This window comes from Burkholderia sp. AU33423, assembly GCF_002223135.1.
Lineage (GTDB): Bacteria > Pseudomonadota > Gammaproteobacteria > Burkholderiales > Burkholderiaceae > Burkholderia > Burkholderia lata_D.
This window is the reverse complement of sequence record NZ_NKFH01000004.1, coordinates 1,710,821-1,729,873: the sequence shown is the minus strand read 5'-3', so window position 1 is coordinate 1,729,873 and position 19,053 is coordinate 1,710,821. Positions and strand designations below refer to the sequence as shown.

Sequence of the window (19,053 nt, the reverse complement as noted above, 5' to 3'; positions counted from 1 at the left end):
CCGCGGCGCTTCGTCGTTTCAGGCGCGCTTAGTCCCAGAAACTCCGAATCGCGACCGCCACGATCACCGGCACCGAAAACACCAGCGGAATCGCGAAATACTGCGCTTCGCGATCGACGATCCAGCTATGGATCACCCACGCCGCACCGATTGCGAACGTAATGAGGCCGGCCAGCACGGCGATGAGATTCTGGATTCGCTTCGAAGGCTGGCGGCGCGCCGGGGTGGCATCGGCGTTCTTGTCATCGTGCGGGGACGATTTCATCGGGAAAGGGCGGCTTCGGGCCTGCTCGAACGGACATAGGAGCAGGAGACCGCATTTGGGCGGATCGCGCAAGGGCCGGCGTGCTCGGCGGGATCGGCGGCGAGCCGTGGCGTCGTGCAGCCGCGCGCGCAAGGCGGGGCGCCGGGCGGCTAGTGCGGCAATGGTTGTATCCGCAACCATTGAGCGTTATGCTCGGCAGCTCCCATAAGACGGAATGCCATCATGAACGACACGAATTCAGGGTCGGTGCGTGCGGCGGTGGTCGGTGTCGGCGCGATCGGCGGATTGCTCGCGGCTGCGCTGTCGCGGGCCGGCATGACCGTGAGCGCCTACGCGCGCGGTGCGACGCTCGATGCGCTGAACGCGCACGGCGTGCGCGTGGTCGACGAGGCGGGCGCCGTATCGTCGGTCCCGGTGCGTGCGAGCGACGACGCGGCCGTGCTCGGTGTGCAGGACTACGTGGTGATCGCGCTGAAGGCGCAGGCGCTGCCGGCGCTGGCCACGCGCATCGCGCCGCTGGTCGGGCCCGACACGGTGATCGTCGCCGCGATGAACGGGCTGCCGTGGTGGTTCACGCACGGGCTCGCGGGCCCGATCGACGGCGTGCCGCTCGACGCGGTCGACCCGGCCGGCGCGGTGTCGGCGGCGCTGCCGCCCGCGCAGGCGATCGGCTGCGTCGTGCACCTGTCGTCGAGCACCGATGCGCCGGGTATCGTGCGCCGCGGCCGCGGCAACCGGCTGATCATTGGCTCGCCTGATGCGCGGCTCGACGCGCCGGCCGCACGGTTCGCGTCGGCGCTTGCCGCGGGCGGCTTCGACGTCGAATCGACGCCGGCGATCCGCACCGAGATCTGGGCGAAGCTGTGGGGCAACATGAACATGAATCCGTTGAGCGCGCTGACGGGTTCGACCGCCGAGCAACTGCTCGACGATCCGTTCACGCAGGACCTCGCATTGCGGATGATGGAGGAGGCGGCCGCGATCGGTGCGAAGCTGGGTCTCGCAACGGGGATGAGCGGGCCGGAGCGGATCGCCGTGACGCGCAGGCTCGGCGCGTTCAAGACGTCGATGCTGCAGGATTTCGAGGCCGGACGACCGCTCGAGACCGGTCCGATCCTCGGCGTGTTTCCGGAGCTGGGACGCAAGCTCGACGTGCCGACGCCGTATTGCGACGCGGTGCTGGGGCTGCTGCGTCAGCGCGCGGCGAACAGCGGGCTATAGCGGACGGGGATCGCGGCGGCGATAGCCCGTGAGCCGTGATGATGAACGATGAGCCGACGTTCGGTGCGTGTGCGGGAGCGGGAAGCCGGGCCGCCACCCATGCGCTCACGCGACTCGACGGCCCGCGGATTCATAGGAACAAAGCAACGAGTGTCGATGCGCGCCGCGACGGACTCCGGCGGCCGCCACCGCGATTCCGGCGCATGCCGGCACGGGCGCCACTCCGTTGAAACGCGGACGTGGCACGGGTTGCATCCGCCGTGCGACTCACTCGTCCCGTTCGATCGCGTGCGCGACAATCTTGTCGAGCAGCCGCTCGAACGTCTGACGTTCGCTGTCGGACAGGCACGCGAGCAGGCCGTCGTTCCACTTGCGCACGATCGGCATGATCTTGCGATGCAGCGCGCGGCCGTCGGCGGTCAGCGCGATCAGCACGATCCGGCCGTCCTCCTCGCTTGCACTGCGTGCGAGCAGCCCCTGGCGCAGCAGCGCCTCGGCCGCCCGGCTCGCCTGGCTCTTGTCGAGGTTGGTGTGGCGCGCGAGATCCATGATCGAGAACGGGCCGAAGGCGCCGACGGCGGCGATCACGCGCGCCTCGGGCAGCGAGATGTCGAGCTTGTGCCGGTACACCTCGCCGATCCCGCGGTCGGAGCGCTTCGTGAGCGCGTGGAGGCGATAGGTCAGAAACTGATCGAGCCCGGCTTGACGGCCTTTCATGTCGAATCCTGAAGAAAAAGGGCGGGCCCGATTGTTCCTGTATCGCGCGCTCGGGTCAACGGTCAGTGTGCGCCGTATTTCAGGCGCGTCAATTGCTCCGCTTCGTTCGCGAGCAGATTGGCCGCGTCGCGGATCGCGACGTCGAGCGTGATCGGCCCGGGAGCCGGCGAGAAGCAGCCGGAAAAATGTTCGGACAGGCGCGGCAGCGCGGCCGGGTCGACCGCGCCGGACAGCAGCGACGCGGGCACGCCCGCGGCCTGTGCGTGGCGGCACGCGATGAACGGCGCCTTGCCGTGCAGCGTCTGCACGTCGGAGCGGCCTTCGCCGGTGATCAGCCAGTCGGCGCCGGCGAGCGCCGCGTCGAGGCCGACTTGCCGCGCGACTACTTCGGCGCCCGCTTCGAACTGCGCGCCGAGCATATGCAGCGCGAAACCGAGGCCACCCGCGGCACCGGCGCCCGGCAGGTCGCGGCCACGGCGGTCGAGCGCGGCTTCGAGCAGGTCGGCGAAACGGGCAAGGGCGGCGTCGAGGGTCGCAACTTGCTCGGGCGTCACGCCTTTTTGCGGGCCGAACACGGCGGTCGCGCCGTGCGCGCCCGTCAGCGGGTTGTCGACGTCCGACATGCCGATGAATTCGGTTTCCGTCAGGCGCGGGTCGAGCCCCGACGCGTCGATGCGCGCGATGTCGGCGAGCCGCGACGGCACCGGTTCGACCGGCTGGCCGCCTGCGTCGAAGCACTGCAGGCCGAGGCCGGCGAGCAGCCCGGCGCCCGCATCGTTGGTGCTGCTGCCGCCGAGCGCGACGAAAAAGCGGCGCACGCCTTCGTCGAGCAGCGTGCGGATCGCCTCGCCCATCCCGCGCGTGCTGCGCGCGTCGACCGGCACGCTCATGCCGACCGGATCCGTGATGCCGACGATCTCGGCCGTCTCGACGATCGCGGTGCGCGCATCGATCACGCCGACCGCCGCGTCGCGTTCCGCGAGCGACGCGCCGGCCACCCGCAGCGCGCGCCGCGTACCGCCGCCCGCCAGCATCGCGTCGAGCGTGCCTTCGCCGCCATCGGCCATCGGGCAGCAGCGCACGACCGCATCGGGCCGGGCGCGGCGGATGCCGGTGGCGATCGCATCCGCGACCTGCTCGGCTGAAAGCGAGCCTTTGAACGAATCGGGCGCGATGACGACGACAGGCGCGGACGGGTGTTGCGGCATGGTGTCTCCGGAAGGCGTGATTGGTGTGAGGAATGAATGGGGCCGCGACGGCGGCATACCTTCAATCGGAGCTTACAGGATGGCGGGCCCGTGGTGGATACGGCGTTCGGCATAGCGGCGATCCGCGCGCATTGCCGTGCAGAGGGCTGCCGATGCGGGGCAGACGCACGCGCGTCGCGCCGATCTGGCGGTGTGATGAAAATTGTTTGCTAGAATAGTCGATTCTTCCGGCCAAAGCCGTGCTCCGAGCCGCTTGCGCTAGCCATCCGGCGCGTGCAGGGATGGCGTGGCGCTCCGGCGCGGCGAGTGGATGTGGCACACATCACGCCGCAGGCAGGCACGGCAAGGAAAACCCGATTCGCTCGAATAATTTTAGGACGATTGAAGCCATGGCTAACGTTGTTGAGAACCTCGGCAAGCTTGAACGCCGCGTGACGATTTCCCTGCCGAAAGACACCGTGCAGAAGGAAATCGACGCCCGTATCCAGAAACTCGCGAAGACCGTGCGCATGCCGGGTTTCCGCCCGGGCAAGGTGCCGGTGAAGATGGTCGCGCAACAGTACGCGGGTCAGGTCGAAGCAGAAGTGCTGAGCGACAAGATCGGCCAGGAATTCTTCACGATCAGCCGCGCGGAAAACCTGCGCGTCGCTGGCCAGCCGAGCTTCGAGCCGAAGCAGGAGCAGGCTGAAGGTGCATACGCGTTCGACGCAACGTTCGAGGTGTACCCGGAAGTGAAGATCGGCGATCTGGCGACGGCTGAAGTCGAGCGCTCGACGACGTCGATCGGCGACGCCGAAATCGACCGCACGCTGGACATCCTGCGCAAGCAACGCGTGCACTACCACGCACGCGGCGAAGCCGGCGAGCACGGCGACGGCGGCGCGGACACCGCAGCCAAGGACGGCGACCGCGTGACGGTCGACTTCGTCGGCAAGATCGACGACGTCGCGTTCCAGGGTGGCACGGCCGAAGATTTCCCGTTCGTGCTCGGCGAAGGCCGCATGCTGCCGGAATTCGAAAAGGCTGCACTGGGCCTGAAGGCCGGTGAATCGCGCACGTTCGACCTGGCGTTCCCGGAGGATTACCACGGCAAGGACGTCGCGGGTAAGACGGCGCAATTCACGGTCACGATGAAGAAGATCGAGTGGCCGCACCTGCCGGAAATCGACGCGGAATTCGCGAAGTCGCTCGGCATCGAAGACGGCGACCTCACGAAGATGCGCGCCGAGATCAAGGAAAACCTCGAGCGCGAAGCGAAGCGTCGCACGCAGTCGATCGTCAAGAACCAGGTGATGGACGCGCTGCTGAAGATCTCCGAACTCGACGTGCCGAAGGCGCTGATCGAGCAGGACCAGCAACGCCTCGTCGAAATGGCTCGCCAGGACCTGGCGCAGCGCGGCGTGCCGAACGCGAAGGACGCACCGATCCCGGCCGAGATGTTCACCGAGCAGGCAGAACGCCGCGTGAAGCTGGGCCTCGTGCTGGCCGAGCTCGTGAAGTCGAACGGCCTCGAGGCGAAGCCGGAACAGATCCGCGCGGAAGTCGACGAGTTCGCGAAGAGCTACGAAGACCCGAAGGAAGTGGTCCGCTGGTATTATTCCAACCAGCAGCGCCTCGCCGAGATGGAAGCGTTCGTCGTTGAAAGCAACGTCGTCGATTTCGTGCTGGGCAAGGCAAAGGTGACGGACAAGGAAGTGAGCTTCGAGGCACTCGCGAGCGCATCGGCGCAAGCGTAAGTGTTGCTCTAGCGGCGTGCCGGCTGTCGGAGCGACGGCCCGCACGCCGTTTTTACGTCAAGCGCACGGTTGCCATTAATATGGCGATTGAGCGGGCGGCTTCCTTCCGTTCAATTTTCCATTCGAACAAGGTTCATTGAATGATCACTCGCGCTGAATTGCTGGACATGCTTGCTTCGAACGCGCCGCAGGGTTTCGAGGCGCAAGCGCTGGGGCTGGTGCCGATCGTCGTCGAAACGAGCGGCCGCGGCGAGCGTTCGTACGATATCTACTCGCGTCTCCTGAAGGAGCGCCTGGTGTTCATGGTCGGCGAAGTGAACGACCAGACCGCCAACCTCGTGGTCGCGCAGTTGCTGTTCCTCGAGAGCGAGAATCCCGACAAGGACATCAGCCTGTACATCAACAGCCCGGGCGGGTCGGTGTCGGCCGGCATGGCGATCTACGACACGATGCAGTTCATCAAGCCGGACGTGTCGACGCTGTGCATGGGTCTCGCGGCCAGCATGGGTGCGTTCCTGCTCGCGTCGGGTGCGAAGGGCAAGCGTTTCGCGCTGCCGAACTCGCGCGTGATGATTCACCAGCCGCTCGGCGGCGCACGCGGCCAGGCATCCGACATCGAGATCCAGGCACGCGAAATCCTCTACCTGAAGGAGCGGCTGAACCAGTTGCTCGCGCAGCACACGGGCCAGGACGTCGAGCGCATCGCGCGCGACACCGACCGTGATAACTTCATGTCGAGCGAGGACGCGAAGGCGTACGGGCTGATCGATCAGGTGCTGTTGAAGCGCCCGTGAGCTTAAACGGGGTGCCGCCCCGATTCGGGCGGTGCCCTCAAACGTCCCGAGTGCCCTGAGCATCTGCGGCAAGCGCATCCAGCCGGCTCCGGTCGCGCCCTAGGCGCGGCGTCCGGAGCAATCGGCGTATCATGTCATTTACCTGTCCGGAGGCTCTACATTCATGGCGGACAAAAAAGGTTCGAACAGCGAGAAGCTGTTGTATTGCTCGTTTTGCGGGAAAAGCCAGCATGAGGTGAAAAAACTCATCGCGGGCCCGTCGGTGTTCATTTGCGATGAATGTATCGACCTCTGCAACGAAATCATTCGCGACGAGGCGGCTGCCGCCGGCGTCGAGGCCAGCCTGTCCCGGTCGGATCTCCCGAGCCCGCAGGAAATTCGCGACATCCTCGATCAGTATGTGATCGGCCAGGAGCGCGCGAAGAAAATCCTCGCGGTGGCCGTGTACAACCACTACAAGCGCCTGAAGCATCTCGACAAGAAGGACGACGTCGAGCTGTCGAAGAGCAACATCCTGCTGATCGGCCCGACGGGCTCCGGCAAGACGCTGCTCGCGCAGACGCTCGCGCGGTTGCTCAACGTGCCGTTCGTGATCGCCGATGCGACGACGCTGACCGAAGCCGGCTACGTCGGCGAGGACGTCGAGAACATCATCCAGAAGCTGTTGCAGAACTGCAACTACGAGGTCGACAAGGCTCAGCGCGGGATCGTCTACATCGACGAAATCGACAAGATCAGCCGCAAGTCGGACAACCCGTCGATCACGCGCGACGTGTCGGGCGAGGGCGTCCAGCAGGCGCTGCTGAAGCTCGTCGAGGGCACGATGGCGTCGGTGCCGCCGCAGGGCGGCCGCAAGCACCCGAACCAGGATTTCATCCAGGTCGACACGACCAACATCCTGTTCATCTGCGGCGGTGCATTCGACGGCCTCGAAAAGGTGATCACCGACCGTACCGAGAAAACCGGTATCGGCTTCGGCGCGACGGTCAAGAGCAAGCAGGAACGCGACGCGGGCGAAGTGCTGCGCGAGACGGAGCCGGAAGACCTGATCAAATTCGGTCTGATCCCCGAATTGATCGGCCGCCTGCCGGTGGTCGCGACGCTCGGCAAGCTCGATGAAGCCGCGCTGATGAAGATCCTGGTCGAGCCGAAGAACGCGCTCGTCAAGCAGTATCACAAGCTGTTCGCGATGGAACGCGTCGAGCTGGAGATCCGGCCGGGCGCACTGCAGGCAGTCGCCCGCAAGGCGATCCGCCGCAAGACCGGCGCGCGCGGTTTGCGTTCGATCATCGAACAAGCGTTGCTCGACGTGATGTACGAGCTGCCGACGATGAAAGGGGTCAGCAAGGTCATCATCGACGAGAACGTCATCGATGGCGACGGCAAGCCCTTGCTGATCTACGAGGACACGCCGAAGGTGGCGGGTTCGAACTGACCGGCTTGCCGACGATGTTCTGCGAAAAAGGCCGTTCATGAGACCGTGGGCGGCTTTTTTTCGTTTATCTTGTGGGTAACTCTGACTCGACACGCGGTGGTTACTTTCTTACCGAATATTTCCCGCACTTGAAGGCTTGCAATTCGTTGTGGCGGCCTCAATTACCGAACAATTGATTCCACTCATGGGGAAATGAAATGTCAGGCACCCAACTTCTCCCGCCGGAACGCATCACGCTCCCGCTGCTGCCGCTGCGGGATGTCGTCGTTTTCCCGCACATGGTGATTCCGCTCTTCGTGGGCCGGCCGAAATCGATCAAGGCCCTCGAAGCAGCGATGGAAGGCGGCAAGCACATCATGCTCGTCGCCCAGAAAACCGCGGCCAAGGACGAACCGACCGAAAAGGACATGTACGAGGTCGGTTGTATCGCCAACATCCTGCAGATGCTGAAGCTGCCGGACGGCACCGTGAAGGTGCTCGTCGAAGGCCTGCAGCGCGCGAAGGCGTTGTCGATCGAAGAGCAGGAAACGCAATTCTCCTGCGAAGTGATGCCGCTCGAGCCCGATCATGCCGACAGCGCTGAAACGGAAGCGCTGCGCCGCGCGATCGTGTCGCAGTTCGACCAGTACGTGAAGCTGAACAAGAAGATCCCGCCGGAGATCCTCACGTCGCTGTCGGGTATCGACGAAGCAGGCCGCCTCGCCGACATGATCGCCGAGCGCCTGCCGCTTAAGCTCGACCAGAAGCAGCACATCCTCGAAATGTTCCCGGTCATCGAGCGCCTCGAGCACCTGCTCGCGCAGCTCGAAGCCGAGATCGACATCCTGCAGGTCGAAAAGCGCATCCGCGGGCGCGTGAAGCGCCAGATGGAAAAGAGCCAGCGCGAGTACTACCTGAACGAACAGGTCAAGGCGATCCAGAAGGAACTGGGCGAAGGCGAAGAGGGTGCGGATCTCGAGGAACTCGAGAAGCGCATCAACGCCGCGCGCATGCCGAAGGAAGCGAAGAAGAAGGCCGACGCCGAGCTGAAGAAGCTGAAGCTGATGTCGCCGATGTCGGCGGAAGCCACCGTCGTGCGCAACTATATCGACACGCTGATCGGCCTGCCGTGGCGCAAGAAGAGCAAGGTCAACAACGACCTGTCGAACGCCGAGCAGGTGCTCGACGAGGATCACTTCGGCCTCGAGAAGGTGAAGGAACGCATCCTCGAGTATCTCGCGGTCCAACAGCGCGTCGACAAGGTGAAAGCGCCGATCCTGTGCCTCGTCGGGCCCCCGGGCGTCGGCAAGACCTCGCTCGGCCAGTCGATCGCCCGCGCGACGAACCGCAAGTTCGTCCGGATGGCGCTCGGCGGCGTGCGTGACGAGGCCGAGATCCGTGGCCACCGCCGTACGTACATCGGTTCGATGCCGGGCAAGATCCTGCAGAGCCTCACGAAGGTCGGCGTGCGCAATCCGCTCTTCCTGCTCGACGAAGTCGACAAGATGGGCATGGATTTCCGCGGCGATCCGTCGTCGGCGCTGCTCGAAGTGCTCGATCCGGAACAGAACCACACGTTCGCCGACCACTACATCGAAGTCGACTTCGACCTGTCGGACGTGATGTTCGTCGCGACGTCGAACTCGCTGAACATCCCGCCGCCGCTGCTCGACCGGATGGAAGTGATCCGTCTGTCGGGTTACACGGAAGACGAGAAGGTCAGCATCGCCCAGCGTTACCTGCTGCCGAAGCAGAAGAAGAACAACGGGCTGAAGGAAGGCGAAATCGAGGTCACCGAGCAGGCGATCCGCGACATCATCCGCTACTACACGCGTGAAGCCGGTGTGCGTTCGCTCGAGCGGGAAGTGTCGAAGATCTGCCGCAAGGTCGTGAAGATGCTGCTGCTGAAGAAGGCATCGGGCGCGATCAAGGTTGACGGCGAGAACCTCGATACGTTCCTCGGCGTGCGCAAGTACGACTTCGGCCTCGCGGCGAAGGAGAACCAGGTCGGTCAGGTGACGGGCCTCGCGTGGACGGAAGTCGGTGGCGATCTGCTGACGATCGAAGCCGCGGTGATGCCGGGCAAGGGCAACGTGATCCGCACGGGTTCGCTCGGCGACGTGATGAAGGAGTCGGTCGAGGCGGCACGTTCGGTCGTGCGCTCGCGCTCGCGTCGTCTCGGCATCAAGGACGAAGCGTTCGAGAAGCAGGACATTCACATCCACGTGCCGGAAGGCGCGACGCCGAAGGACGGTCCGTCCGCAGGCGGTGCGATGACGACCGCGCTGGTGTCGGTGCTGACGGGTATCCCGGTGCGTGCCGATGTCGCGATGACGGGCGAAATCACGCTGCGTGGCGAAGTCCTGCCGATCGGTGGCCTGAAGGAGAAACTGCTCGCGGCGCATCGCGGTGGCATCAAGCTCGTGCTGATCCCGGAAGAGAACGTGAAGGATCTCGCCGAGATTCCGGACAACGTGAAGAACGCGATCGAGATCGTGCCGGTCCGCTGGATCGACAAGGTGCTGGAACTCGCGCTCGAGCGTTCGCCGACCCCGCTGCCGCCGGAAGAAGAGGCGAAGGCGGCGGCACCGGTCGCCGATGCAGCGAAGGATGCCGGCTCGACGGAATTCGTCAAGCACTAAGCATTTGAGCACCGTCGTTCCTGACGGTTGTTCACGAAACCCGCGGCATGGCCGCGGGTTTTTTTATGCATAGCCGAATCGTGTGCGCGAACGTTTAAAAAATTCGCGTCAGGGCTTTGCAAAATGATCGGGGATGAATTAAACTTGCGGGCTCGCTGGTTGTTGATGCCGAAACGCAGATCGCAGCCAGAACGAATCGGAAACGGGTGCTTAGCTCAGCTGGTAGAGCGGCGCCCTTACAAGGCGTAGGTCGGGGGTTCGAACCCCTCAGCACCCACCAGTTTCCTGATTCAGCCAGACCAAGGAGCGGTAGTTCAGTCGGTTAGAATACCGGCCTGTCACGCCGGGGGTCGCGGGTTCGAGTCCCGTCCGCTCCGCCAGAAAATGAAGAAGCCCGCCTTGTGCGGGCTTTTTCATTTGCGTTTCCGATTGCGGGCGCGTGGCAGTGGAGTGGAGGAAGCTGCCTGCGCAGCTTCCGGCGGGACTCGAAGGGCGGCGCTTGCAAGCGCGGCCGCGGCCTGCACGATGTAGTCGAGTCTCGTCCGCTCCGCCAAACAAACGAAAGTGCCCGCCTTGTGCGGGCATTTTCGTTTTGTGCGCCTGTTTGCCGCGCCGTACTCGTCCGCAGTACGCCTGCTTTTCTCCCGTCCCACCCCGTATGTTGTAATATCGGTCGTTTTGTCCAATTTTCCCGTCACGCATGCTCGATTTCTTCCGTAATCACCAGCGCCTGATGATGGCGCTCCTGCTCCTGATCGTGTTGCCGGGGCTGGGTTTCGTCGGGATCCAAGGCTTCCGCGGCTTCTTCGACGACAGCGCGAACGTCGCGGCAGTCAACGGGCACAAGATCACGCGGGTCGAATTCGACGGCGCGTTCCGCCAGCAGATCGACCAGGCGCGTCAGGCGCTCGGCGGGCAGTTCGACATCAAGATGTTCGATACGCCCGAGCACCGCAAGCAGGTGCTCGACGGCCTGATCCAGCAACGCGTGCTGGCCGACGAGACCCAACGTCTGCACCTGACCGCATCCGACAACGCGGTGCGCGACGCGCTGATGAGCGACCCGATGATCGCGTCGCTGAAGAAGCCCGACGGTTCGATCGACGTCGAGCGCTATGCGCAACTGCTGTCGTTCCAGGGGATGACGCCCGAACAGTATCAGGAGCGCGTGCGCTACAGCCTCTCGCTGCAACAGATTCCGGCCAGCATCGTGTCGAGCGCATTCACGCCGAAGAGCCTCGCGCAACGCCTGTCCGAACTCGCCGCGCAGCAGCGCGAAATGCAGGCGCTCGTGCTGAAGACGAGCGACTTCGCCGCGAAGGTCCAGCCGACCGATGCGCAGCTCGCCGCATACTACGACGCGCACAAGCAGAGCTTCGCGACGCCGGAGACCGCGACGATCCAGTACCTGGTCTATTCGCCCGCCGCAGCAGCCGCGAGCACGCAGCCGACCGATGCGGACATCAAGAAGTTCTACGACGACAACCCGACGCACTTCCGCACCGAAGCGCAGGTTCGCGTGAGCCACATCTTCATCGCCGCGCCGGGCAGCGCAAGCGCGGCCGACAAGGCAGCGGCGAAGACGAAGGCCGAGCAGCTGCTGGCCGACGTGAAGGCGCATCCGGACCAGTTCGCGCAGATCGCGCAGAAGAGCTCGCAGGACGCACCGTCGGCCGCGAAGGGCGGCGACCTCGGCTTCATCGCGCGCGGCTCGACGGCGGGCGGCAAGGCGTTCGACGATGCCGCGTTCGCGCTCAAGCAGGGCGACGTGAGCGGTGTCGTGCAGTCGGATCTCGGCTTCCACATCCTGAAGGCAACGGAAGTGAAGCCGGCCGCCATCAAGCCGTTCGCCGACGTGAAGGACCAGATCGCAGTCGCCCTGAAGCAGCAGTACGCATCGAAGGCGTTCACGGACAACGCGGAAGGCTTCACGTCCACCGTCTACGAAAAGGCGAAGACGCTGCAGCCGGCCGCGGACAAGTACAAGCTGACGATCCAGACGGCCACCGTCACGCCGACGCCGAATCCGCAGCTGCCGGCGACGAGCCCGTTGAACAATCCGAAGTTCCTGGCCGCCGTATTCGCGAACGACGCGGTGAAGAACCAGAACAACACGCAGGCGATCGACGTCGGCAACAACACGCTGATCTCGGCGCGCGTGACCGACTACAAGCCGGCCGCCGTGCCCGCGCTCGACGCGATCAAGGACGTCGTGCGCCAGAAGGTCGTTGCCGAGCAGGCTGCGGAACTCGCGAAGAAGGACGGCGCGGCGAAGCTTGCCGAACTGCAGAAGTCGAAGTCGGCCGACGGGTTCGCGGCCGCGCAGAAGGTGTCGCGCACGCAGTCGCAGGGCCTGACGCCGGCTGCGCTGAGCGCCGTGTACAAGGTCGATGCGAAGACGCTGCCGGCGTACGTCGGTGTCGATCTCGGCGCGGACGGCTACGCGATCTACCGCGTGAACGCGGTGATCCCGGGTTCGGCGGTCGATCCGCAGCAACTGGCCGCCGCGCAGCAGCAGATGGCGCAGGTCGACGCGCAGAGCGAAGGCGAAGCGTATCTCGCCGCACTGCGTGACCGCTCGAAGGTGAAGTTGTACGGCTCGACGGCCAGCCAGTCGCAGGACGGCGACAACTGAGCGTCGTTTCGCCCGCAACAAAAAGCCCCGCTTTACGCGGGGCTTTTTGTTTTCCGGCGGGGCGGTAACGTCAGCCGCGCGGCTTGCCGAGCAGCGGCTTCAGCGCAGGCCAGACGTTGTCGAGCAGAATGCCCTGTGCCTGCTGCGCGGGATGCATCTGGTCGGCCTGGAACATCTCGGGCTTGTTCTCGATGCCGGCCAGCAGGAACGGCACGAGCGGCACGCCGAGATCCTTCGACAGCCGCGTATAGACGGCGTGGAACTTCTGCGTGTAGTCGGGGCCGTAATTGGGTGGCACATACATGCCGACCAGCACGACCTTTGCCCGGGCCTGTCGCGCGCCGGCGATGATGTCGCGCAGGTTTTGCTCGGTCGTTGCGAGCGGCACGCCGCGCAGCGCATCGTTCGAACCGAGCTCGACCACGACGATCGATGGCTTGAGCCGCTGCAGCACCGCAGGTAGCCGCGCGCGGCCGCCGCTCGTGGTGTCGCCGCTGACGCTGGCGTTCGCGACGCTATAATCGATTCGCTCGGTCGTGAGTCGTTGCCGCAGCAACGCCACCCAGCCGGAGTCGCGCGGCAGTCCGTATTCGGCCGACAGGCTGTCGCCGAGCACGACGATCACGGGCTGGCCCGATGTCGCGGCCGGCGTCGTTGCGGCGCGTGCCGGCACGGCGGCAGCGAGCAGGGTGCCCAACAGCGCGGCGACCGCCGCGCGTCTTTTCCAGCGAAATGTCGTGTCCATGTTCAAGATTACCGATCCGATCATCGAAGTCCATGACGTATGCAAGCGGGTCGCCGATGCAACGGGCGAGCTGACGATCCTCGACGGCATCACGCTCGCCGTGCAACCGGGCAGCAGCCTCGCGATCGTCGGCGCGTCGGGGTCGGGTAAATCGACGCTGCTCGGCCTGCTTGCCGGGTTGGACAGCGCGACGAGCGGCACGGTTCGCCTGCTCGGTCGCGCGCTCGACCAGCTCGACGAGGATGCGCGTGCGGCGCTGCGCAACGGCGCAGTCGGCTTCGTGTTCCAGTCGTTCCAGTTGATGCCGCACCTGACGGCGCTCGAGAACGTGATGCTGCCGCTCGAACTGCAGGGGGGCATCAGCGCGCGTGAAGCAGCCGATCGTGCCCGGGCGCTGCTCGTACAGGTCGGTCTCGGCGAGCGCACCGCGCATTATCCGAAGCTGTTGTCCGGGGGCGAGCAGCAGCGCGTCGCGCTTGCGCGCGCATTCGTCACGCACCCGGCGATCCTGTTCGCCGACGAGCCGACCGGCAGCCTCGATGCGGCTACGGGCCATGCGGTCATCGACCTGATGTTCGAACTGAACCGCACGCATGGCGCCACGCTCGTGCTCGTCACGCACGATGTCGAACTCGCACGCCGCTGCGCGACGACCGTGACGATCGACGCCGGACGCATCGTCGAGCCGCACGCGGAGCAGCGCGGCACCTGAATTGAGCGGCCGGCCGCGCGGGCAGGGCTGCGCGGCCGGCATCTGCATGACGCCGATGCCTCAGCCCATCAGCGCTTCAGCGCCGCGCGGGCGCGCTCGATCAGCGCGGTGGTCGACGAGTCGTGCTTGTCCGGATCGACCGACTCGGCCGTCAGGTCGGCTTCCACCACCTTGCCGAGAATCTTGCCGAGCTCGACGCCCCACTGGTCGAACGGATTGATGTCCCACACCGTTGCCTGCACGAGCACCTTGTGTTCGTACAGCGCGATCAGCGCGCCAAGCGTGCGCGGCGTCAGCGCATCGACGAGCAGCGTCGTCGTCGGGCGGTTGCCGGGGAACGTCAGATGCGGCGCGAGCGCCTCCTTGCCCGGCCCCGCGACCTTGCGCGCTTCGTCGAGCGTGCGGCCGAGCATCAGCGCCTCGCTCTGCGCAAAGCAGTTCGCCAGCAGCTTCGGATGATGGCTCGCGAGCGGATGCTCGGGCGTTAGCACCGCGATGAAGTCGATCGGCACGATCGTCGGCCCCTGGTGCAGCATCTGGAAGAACGCATGCTGGCCGTTGGTGCCCGGCTCGCCCCACGTGACGGCGGAGGTCGGGTAATCGACGAAGGTGCCGTCCAGGCGCGCGGATTTGCCGTTGCTCTCCATTTCGAGCTGCTGCAGGTACGACGGCAGGTAGTGCAGCGCTTCCGAATACGGTGCGACGAGATAGCTCTGCGAACCGAAGAAATTCCGGTACCAGATGCCGATCAGGCCGAGCAGCACGGGCAGGTTGCGCTCGAGCGGCGCTTCGCGGAAATGACGGTCCATGTCGTTCGCGCCGGCCAGCAGCTCGTCGAACTGCTCGGGGCCGATCGCGATCATGATTGACAGGCCGACTGCCGACCACAGCGAGTAACGGCCGCCGACCCAGTCCCACATTTCGAACACGTTGTCCGCGGCGATGCCGAACTTCACGACTTCGGCCGGGTTCGCCGACACGCCGACGAAGTGCTTCGCGAGCGCGTCCTCGGGGCAGCCGCGCGCGACGAACCAGTCGCGCAGCGAGCGTGCGTTCGTCATCGTCTCGAGCGTCGTGAAGGTTTTCGACACGATGATCGCGAGCGTTTCCTCGGGATCGACCTGTTCGAGCACGCGTGCGAGATCGGCGCCGTCGACGTTCGACACGAAGTGCGTGGAGATTTCAGGCGTTGCGACGTGGTGCAGCGCATGCACGACCATCTTCGGCCCGAGGTCGGAGCCGCCGATGCCGATGTTGATCACGTGGCGGATGCGCTTGCCGGTGTAGCCCGTCCACGAGCCGCTGCGCACGGCGCGCGCGAAGGTCGCCATCTTCGCGCGCTCGGCGCTGATCTGTGCGTGGAACGGCGCTTGCGGATCGGTCGCGCGCAGCGCGGTGTGCAGCGCGGCACGGCCTTCGGTCGGGTTGACGATCTCGCCCGCGAACATCGCGTCGCGGCGTGCTTCGACGCCCGCGTCGCGCGCGAGTTGCACGAGCAGGCGCAGCGTCTCGTCGTTGATGCGGTTCTTCGAGAAATCGGCGGCGAGGCCGCCGCCCGCGAGCGTGAAGCGTTCGGCACGCGTCGGCGCGTGGTCGTTTTCCGGCGCGAACCAGTCGCGCAGGCGAGCATGGCGGATTTGCTCGAAGTGGGATTGAAGGGCAGTCCAGGCGGGGAGCGAATTCAGCGTCATGGCGGTTCGAGTGAAGCGTGAATCGGGAGGAATGCCGCGCCGGCTCATCGGGATCGGAAGGCCGGCGGACGAGAGGGCCCGCCGTGCGGCGGGGCAGTCAGTATAGCGGCCTTATGTGTCGGCGCGCGGCGACGCGTAAAAAAGGCGATTGATCAGCGTGCGCACCATCGGCGCGAGTTCGCCGGCCGTGAGTCCGGCCGGGCCGGTGCCGTGTGCGGTCAGTGTGTCGGCCGCGAGGCCGTGCAGGTACACGCCCGCCAGCGCCGCCTCGTACGGTGCGACGCGCTGCGCGAGCAACGCGCCGATCACGCCGCCGAGCACGTCGCCGGTGCCGCCGGTGGCAAGCGCCGCGTTGCCGGTCGGATTGATCGCCACGCGGCCGTCGGGCGCTGCAATCACCGTGCCCGAGCCTTTCAGCACGACATGCGCCGCATAACGAGTCGCAAGCGCCTGCGCGGCTGCGACGCGGTCGCGCTGGACCGTCGCCGTGTCGCTGCCGAGCAGCCGCGCGGCTTCGAGCGGATGCGGCGTCAGCACGCACGGATTGCCGCGCGTACCGCGCGTGGCGACGGCGGTCGCGAGATCCGCATGTGTCGCGACGAGGTTCAGTGCATCGGCATCGAGCAGCGTCACGGCGTCGTGTGCGAGCACGTCGCGCACGAGCGTCGCCGCGGCCTCGCGCGTGCCCAGCCCGCAGCCGGCCGCGACGGCGGTCATCGTGCCGAGATCGAGGCCGTCGGCCGGATGCAGCATCAGTTCGGGGAACGGCGGGTCGTACGGCGGCGCGCCGGCGCCGAGGAAGCCGACGTGCACCTTGCCGGCACCGGCGAACAGCGCGGCGCGGGCGGCCAGGATCGGCGCGCCGCACATGCCCGTGTCGCCGCCGAGCACCGCGAGACTGCCGAACGTGCCCTTGTGGGACGCGAATGCGCGCGCGGGCAGGGCAGCGGCGAAGCGCGCAGGCGCGTTCAGCACGATGGCCGGCGTAGTGAGCGGCGCGACGTCGAGCGATGCGACGTCGATTTCGCCGGCGAGATCGCGGCCTTCACCCGTGTAGAGGCCCGGCTTCGCGGCGATGAACGTGAGCGTATGGGTGGCGGCGACGGCGACACCTGCGCCGACGATCTGGCCCGTATCGCTGTCGAGCCCGCTCGGGACATCGAGTGCGAGCACGTGGCCGCCGCTGCGCGCATGCGCGGCGATGCGCTGGGCCTGCTCGGCGAATGCGCCGTCGAGCGCGCGGCCGAGACCGATGCCGAACAGCCCGTCGACGACCCATGCATAGCCGTCCAGCGAAGCAGGCGGCGTGGCGGACAGCGGTACGCCGGCTGCGCGCGCGAGGCGGAGCGCCCATTGCGCGTCGTCCGGTTTTACCGGCACCGGCATCCACGCTTGCGTGGCGACGCCAAGCTGCTGGAGGTGAGCGGCGGCAACCAGCGCGTCGCCGCCGTTGTTGCCTGGGCCGACCGCGAACCACACGGGGCGGTCGTCGCCGGCCATGCGCTCGGACAACCAGTGCGCGGCGGCGGTGCCGGCGCGACCCATCAGCGCATGCGGCGGCAGCGCCGCCGCGGCGTCGGTTTCGGCCGTGCGCAGGTCGGTGACGCGCAGCAGCGCGATCGGATCGGAGTCGGGGGGCGGGTGGGTAACGGTCATCGCGGGGTCGTGGCGGCTGGCTAGGAGGCCGCCGGGAACGGGCCCGCGGCGGTCAGGTCGTGAAGCGCCCGGCGCGCAGTGCGGCGAGCGTGTCGGCGGGCCAGTGCTGCACGTCGCCGCCCAGATAGTCGGTCACCACTTTAGCAGACCCGCATGCGAGCCCCCAGCCGGCCGGACCGTGCCCGAAATTGACGAACACGCGCGGATGCGGGGTCGGACCGACGACCGGCAGGCCGTCCGGTGACAGCAGCTGCGTGCCTTGCCACGACAATGCGGCCGAGATCCGCGCGGCGCCGGGCACCCAGTCGTGGACGGCCTGGCCGAGCAGTGCGAGCGCGGCCTCGGACAGCGGCTCGGCGAGCGGCTTCGCGGTGTCGGGCAGGCTCTGCAGCACGGCGCCGCCGCCGACGCGCAGCCGCTGGTGGGTGCGCGTGATCGAGATCCGCTTGATCGAATCGATGACGTTCAGGTGCGGTGCATGTTCTTCATAGGCGACCGGTGCGGTGAGCGTATGGACGCGCACCGGGTGCAGCGGCAGGCGCCAGCCGAGCCGGTCGAGCAGCGGCAGGCTGCCGGCGCCGGCGGCGACCACGATCGCATCGGCGGAAATCACGTCGACCTCGCGTGCGTTCGACGCGCGCCGGTCGCCGGGCGGGACGAGCTCGACCGCGGCACGGCCGGTATCGACGCGGATCGCGGCGACTTCCGCGCCGAAGCGGAACTGCACGCCATGCTCGTCGAGCGTCTGCTTGACCAGTTTCGCGAACAGCGGGCAATTGCCGGTACGTTCGGATTCGAGCAGCACGCCGCCGGCGAAGCCGGGCTCGGCCGGCACCGACGGCTCGACCGCCGCGCATTCGTCGGCGGAGAGCAGGCGGTACGGCTGGTCGAGCGTGCGCAGCAGGTCGAGCGCGGGCTGCATCGCCTCCCAGTCGCGCGGATCGCGCACCACGTGCAGGATGCCGGGCTTCTGTTCGAATTCGAGTTCGAGGCGCGTCTCGATGTCGGCGAGCGTGTCGCGCGACGCATCGATCAGCGGGCGCAGCCGCGCGTACTGGGCGGCGAACGCGTCGGGTTCGCGCAACGTGCCGAGCTGCTTGACGAAGCGGCGCACGCCGCCGTTGAAGCCCGGCTTGTAGACGATGCCGCTGTCGCGCGGCTGGCGCTGGCGCATGAAGGTCGGGCCGAACCAGACGTCGAGCGGGCTCGGCAGCAGCGCGCCGCCGTCGCCGTAGGTCGCACCCTGCGCGACGGTCGCGTGACGTTCGACCACGCACACGCGATGGCCGGCCGCGCGCAACTGGTAGGCGGTGGCGACGCCGCTGATTCCGCCGCCGATGACGATGACATCCATGGATTGCTTCGATGACGGGCGGCGCGCGTGCGCCGCCCGGTGAGAATTCGCTGAGGGCCCCGGCCCGGTGAACCCGGAATGATAGCGCCAAAATCGCGGGAACCGGCGCCGGGCGAGCACGGACCGTGCAGCCGCGCCACGACCGCCGGCTGCCGCGCCCGCGCGGGCGGCCCGGCGGGCGTGTCGTGCGCTGCGCACGCCGCGGCACCGTTGCGGTGCATGCAGGCTACCGATTGGCCGGTCTGGGGCGACCGACTTCCGGG

General features: G+C 66.6%; 14 protein-coding genes and 2 tRNA genes. 9 read left to right on the top strand and 7 right to left on the bottom strand.

Features of this window, described 5'->3' with window-relative positions; translation table 11 throughout:
• Positions 1–28: 28 nt before the first annotated feature.
• Positions 29–265 (bottom strand): hypothetical protein, encoded by a 237-nt coding sequence (locus CFB50_RS10725; RefSeq protein ID WP_089445820.1) that lies wholly within the window; start codon positions 263–265, stop codon positions 29–31.
• Between the two features lie 222 nt (positions 266–487).
• On the opposite strand from CFB50_RS10725, the gene CFB50_RS10720 reads away from it, so the two are divergent.
• Positions 488–1,486, top strand: a complete 999-nt coding sequence (locus CFB50_RS10720; RefSeq protein WP_089445819.1) for a 2-dehydropantoate 2-reductase — start codon at positions 488–490, stop codon at positions 1,484–1,486.
• 267 nt (positions 1,487–1,753) lie between these two features.
• On the opposite strand, the gene CFB50_RS10715 is transcribed toward CFB50_RS10720, so the two are convergent.
• Together CFB50_RS10715 and CFB50_RS10710 are read right to left on the bottom strand one after the other, a co-directional pair.
• On the bottom strand, positions 1,754–2,203 hold the full coding sequence (locus CFB50_RS10715; RefSeq protein WP_089445818.1) for a MarR family winged helix-turn-helix transcriptional regulator: 450 nt from the start codon (positions 2,201–2,203) through the stop codon (positions 1,754–1,756).
• 62 nt (positions 2,204–2,265) lie between these two features.
• Positions 2,266–3,411: a glycerate kinase gene (locus CFB50_RS10710; protein ID WP_089445817.1), complete on the bottom strand. Its 1,146-nt coding sequence runs from the start codon at positions 3,409–3,411 to the stop codon at positions 2,266–2,268.
• Positions 3,412–3,800: 389 nt separating this feature from the next.
• Between CFB50_RS10710 and tig the strand changes: the two genes are divergently transcribed.
• The 7 genes from tig (at position 3,801) to CFB50_RS10675 (ending at position 12,632) form a co-directional block, all read left to right on the top strand.
• Positions 3,801–5,147: a trigger factor gene (gene tig, locus CFB50_RS10705; protein ID WP_089445816.1), complete on the top strand. Its 1,347-nt coding sequence runs from the start codon at positions 3,801–3,803 to the stop codon at positions 5,145–5,147.
• 140 nt (positions 5,148–5,287) lie between these two features.
• Positions 5,288–5,941, top strand: a complete 654-nt coding sequence (clpP, locus tag CFB50_RS10700) for an ATP-dependent Clp endopeptidase proteolytic subunit ClpP (protein WP_010092137.1) — start codon at positions 5,288–5,290, stop codon at positions 5,939–5,941.
• 163 nt (positions 5,942–6,104) lie between these two features.
• Positions 6,105–7,376, top strand: a complete 1,272-nt coding sequence (gene clpX, locus CFB50_RS10695; protein WP_006489345.1) for an ATP-dependent Clp protease ATP-binding subunit ClpX — start codon at positions 6,105–6,107, stop codon at positions 7,374–7,376.
• 197 nt (positions 7,377–7,573) lie between these two features.
• Positions 7,574–9,997: an endopeptidase La gene (gene lon, locus CFB50_RS10690; protein ID WP_011352361.1), complete on the top strand. Its 2,424-nt coding sequence runs from the start codon at positions 7,574–7,576 to the stop codon at positions 9,995–9,997.
• Positions 9,998–10,201: 204 nt separating this feature from the next.
• A tRNA-Val gene (locus CFB50_RS10685) sits at positions 10,202–10,277 on the top strand.
• A gap of 23 nt (positions 10,278–10,300) precedes the next feature.
• Positions 10,301–10,377: transfer RNA gene (locus CFB50_RS10680), tRNA-Asp, on the top strand.
• A 320-nt stretch (positions 10,378–10,697) separates the two neighbouring features.
• Positions 10,698–12,632, top strand: coding sequence for a SurA N-terminal domain-containing protein (locus CFB50_RS10675; protein ID WP_089445815.1), 1,935 nt, complete (start codon positions 10,698–10,700; stop codon positions 12,630–12,632).
• Positions 12,633–12,702: 70 nt separating this feature from the next.
• Here CFB50_RS10675 and CFB50_RS10670 read toward each other — a convergent pair whose 3' ends face one another.
• The gene (locus tag CFB50_RS10670) at positions 12,703–13,377 is read right to left on the bottom strand and encodes an arylesterase (protein ID WP_069248214.1); all 675 of its coding nucleotides are present in this window, start codon (positions 13,375–13,377) and stop codon (positions 12,703–12,705) included.
• Between CFB50_RS10670 and CFB50_RS10665 the strand changes: the two genes are divergently transcribed.
• On the top strand, positions 13,376–14,089 hold the full coding sequence (locus tag CFB50_RS10665) for an ABC transporter ATP-binding protein (RefSeq protein WP_069248213.1): 714 nt from the start codon (positions 13,376–13,378) through the stop codon (positions 14,087–14,089). The two genes, CFB50_RS10670 and CFB50_RS10665, sit on opposite strands and share 2 nt — an antisense overlap.
• A 68-nt stretch (positions 14,090–14,157) precedes the next feature.
• On the opposite strand, the gene pgi is transcribed toward CFB50_RS10665, so the two are convergent.
• From pgi to CFB50_RS10650, 3 genes are all read right to left on the bottom strand, one after another.
• Entirely contained in the window at positions 14,158–15,780 is a 1,623-nt protein-coding gene (pgi, locus tag CFB50_RS10660; protein WP_089445814.1) for a glucose-6-phosphate isomerase, read from the bottom strand.
• A 111-nt stretch (positions 15,781–15,891) separates the two neighbouring features.
• Entirely contained in the window at positions 15,892–17,436 is a 1,545-nt protein-coding gene (locus tag CFB50_RS10655; RefSeq protein ID WP_089445813.1) for an NAD(P)H-hydrate dehydratase, read from the bottom strand.
• A 52-nt stretch (positions 17,437–17,488) separates the two neighbouring features.
• The gene (locus tag CFB50_RS10650; protein ID WP_089445812.1) at positions 17,489–18,790 is read right to left on the bottom strand and encodes an FAD-dependent oxidoreductase; all 1,302 of its coding nucleotides are present in this window, start codon (positions 18,788–18,790) and stop codon (positions 17,489–17,491) included.
• Positions 18,791–19,053 lie beyond the last annotated feature (263 nt).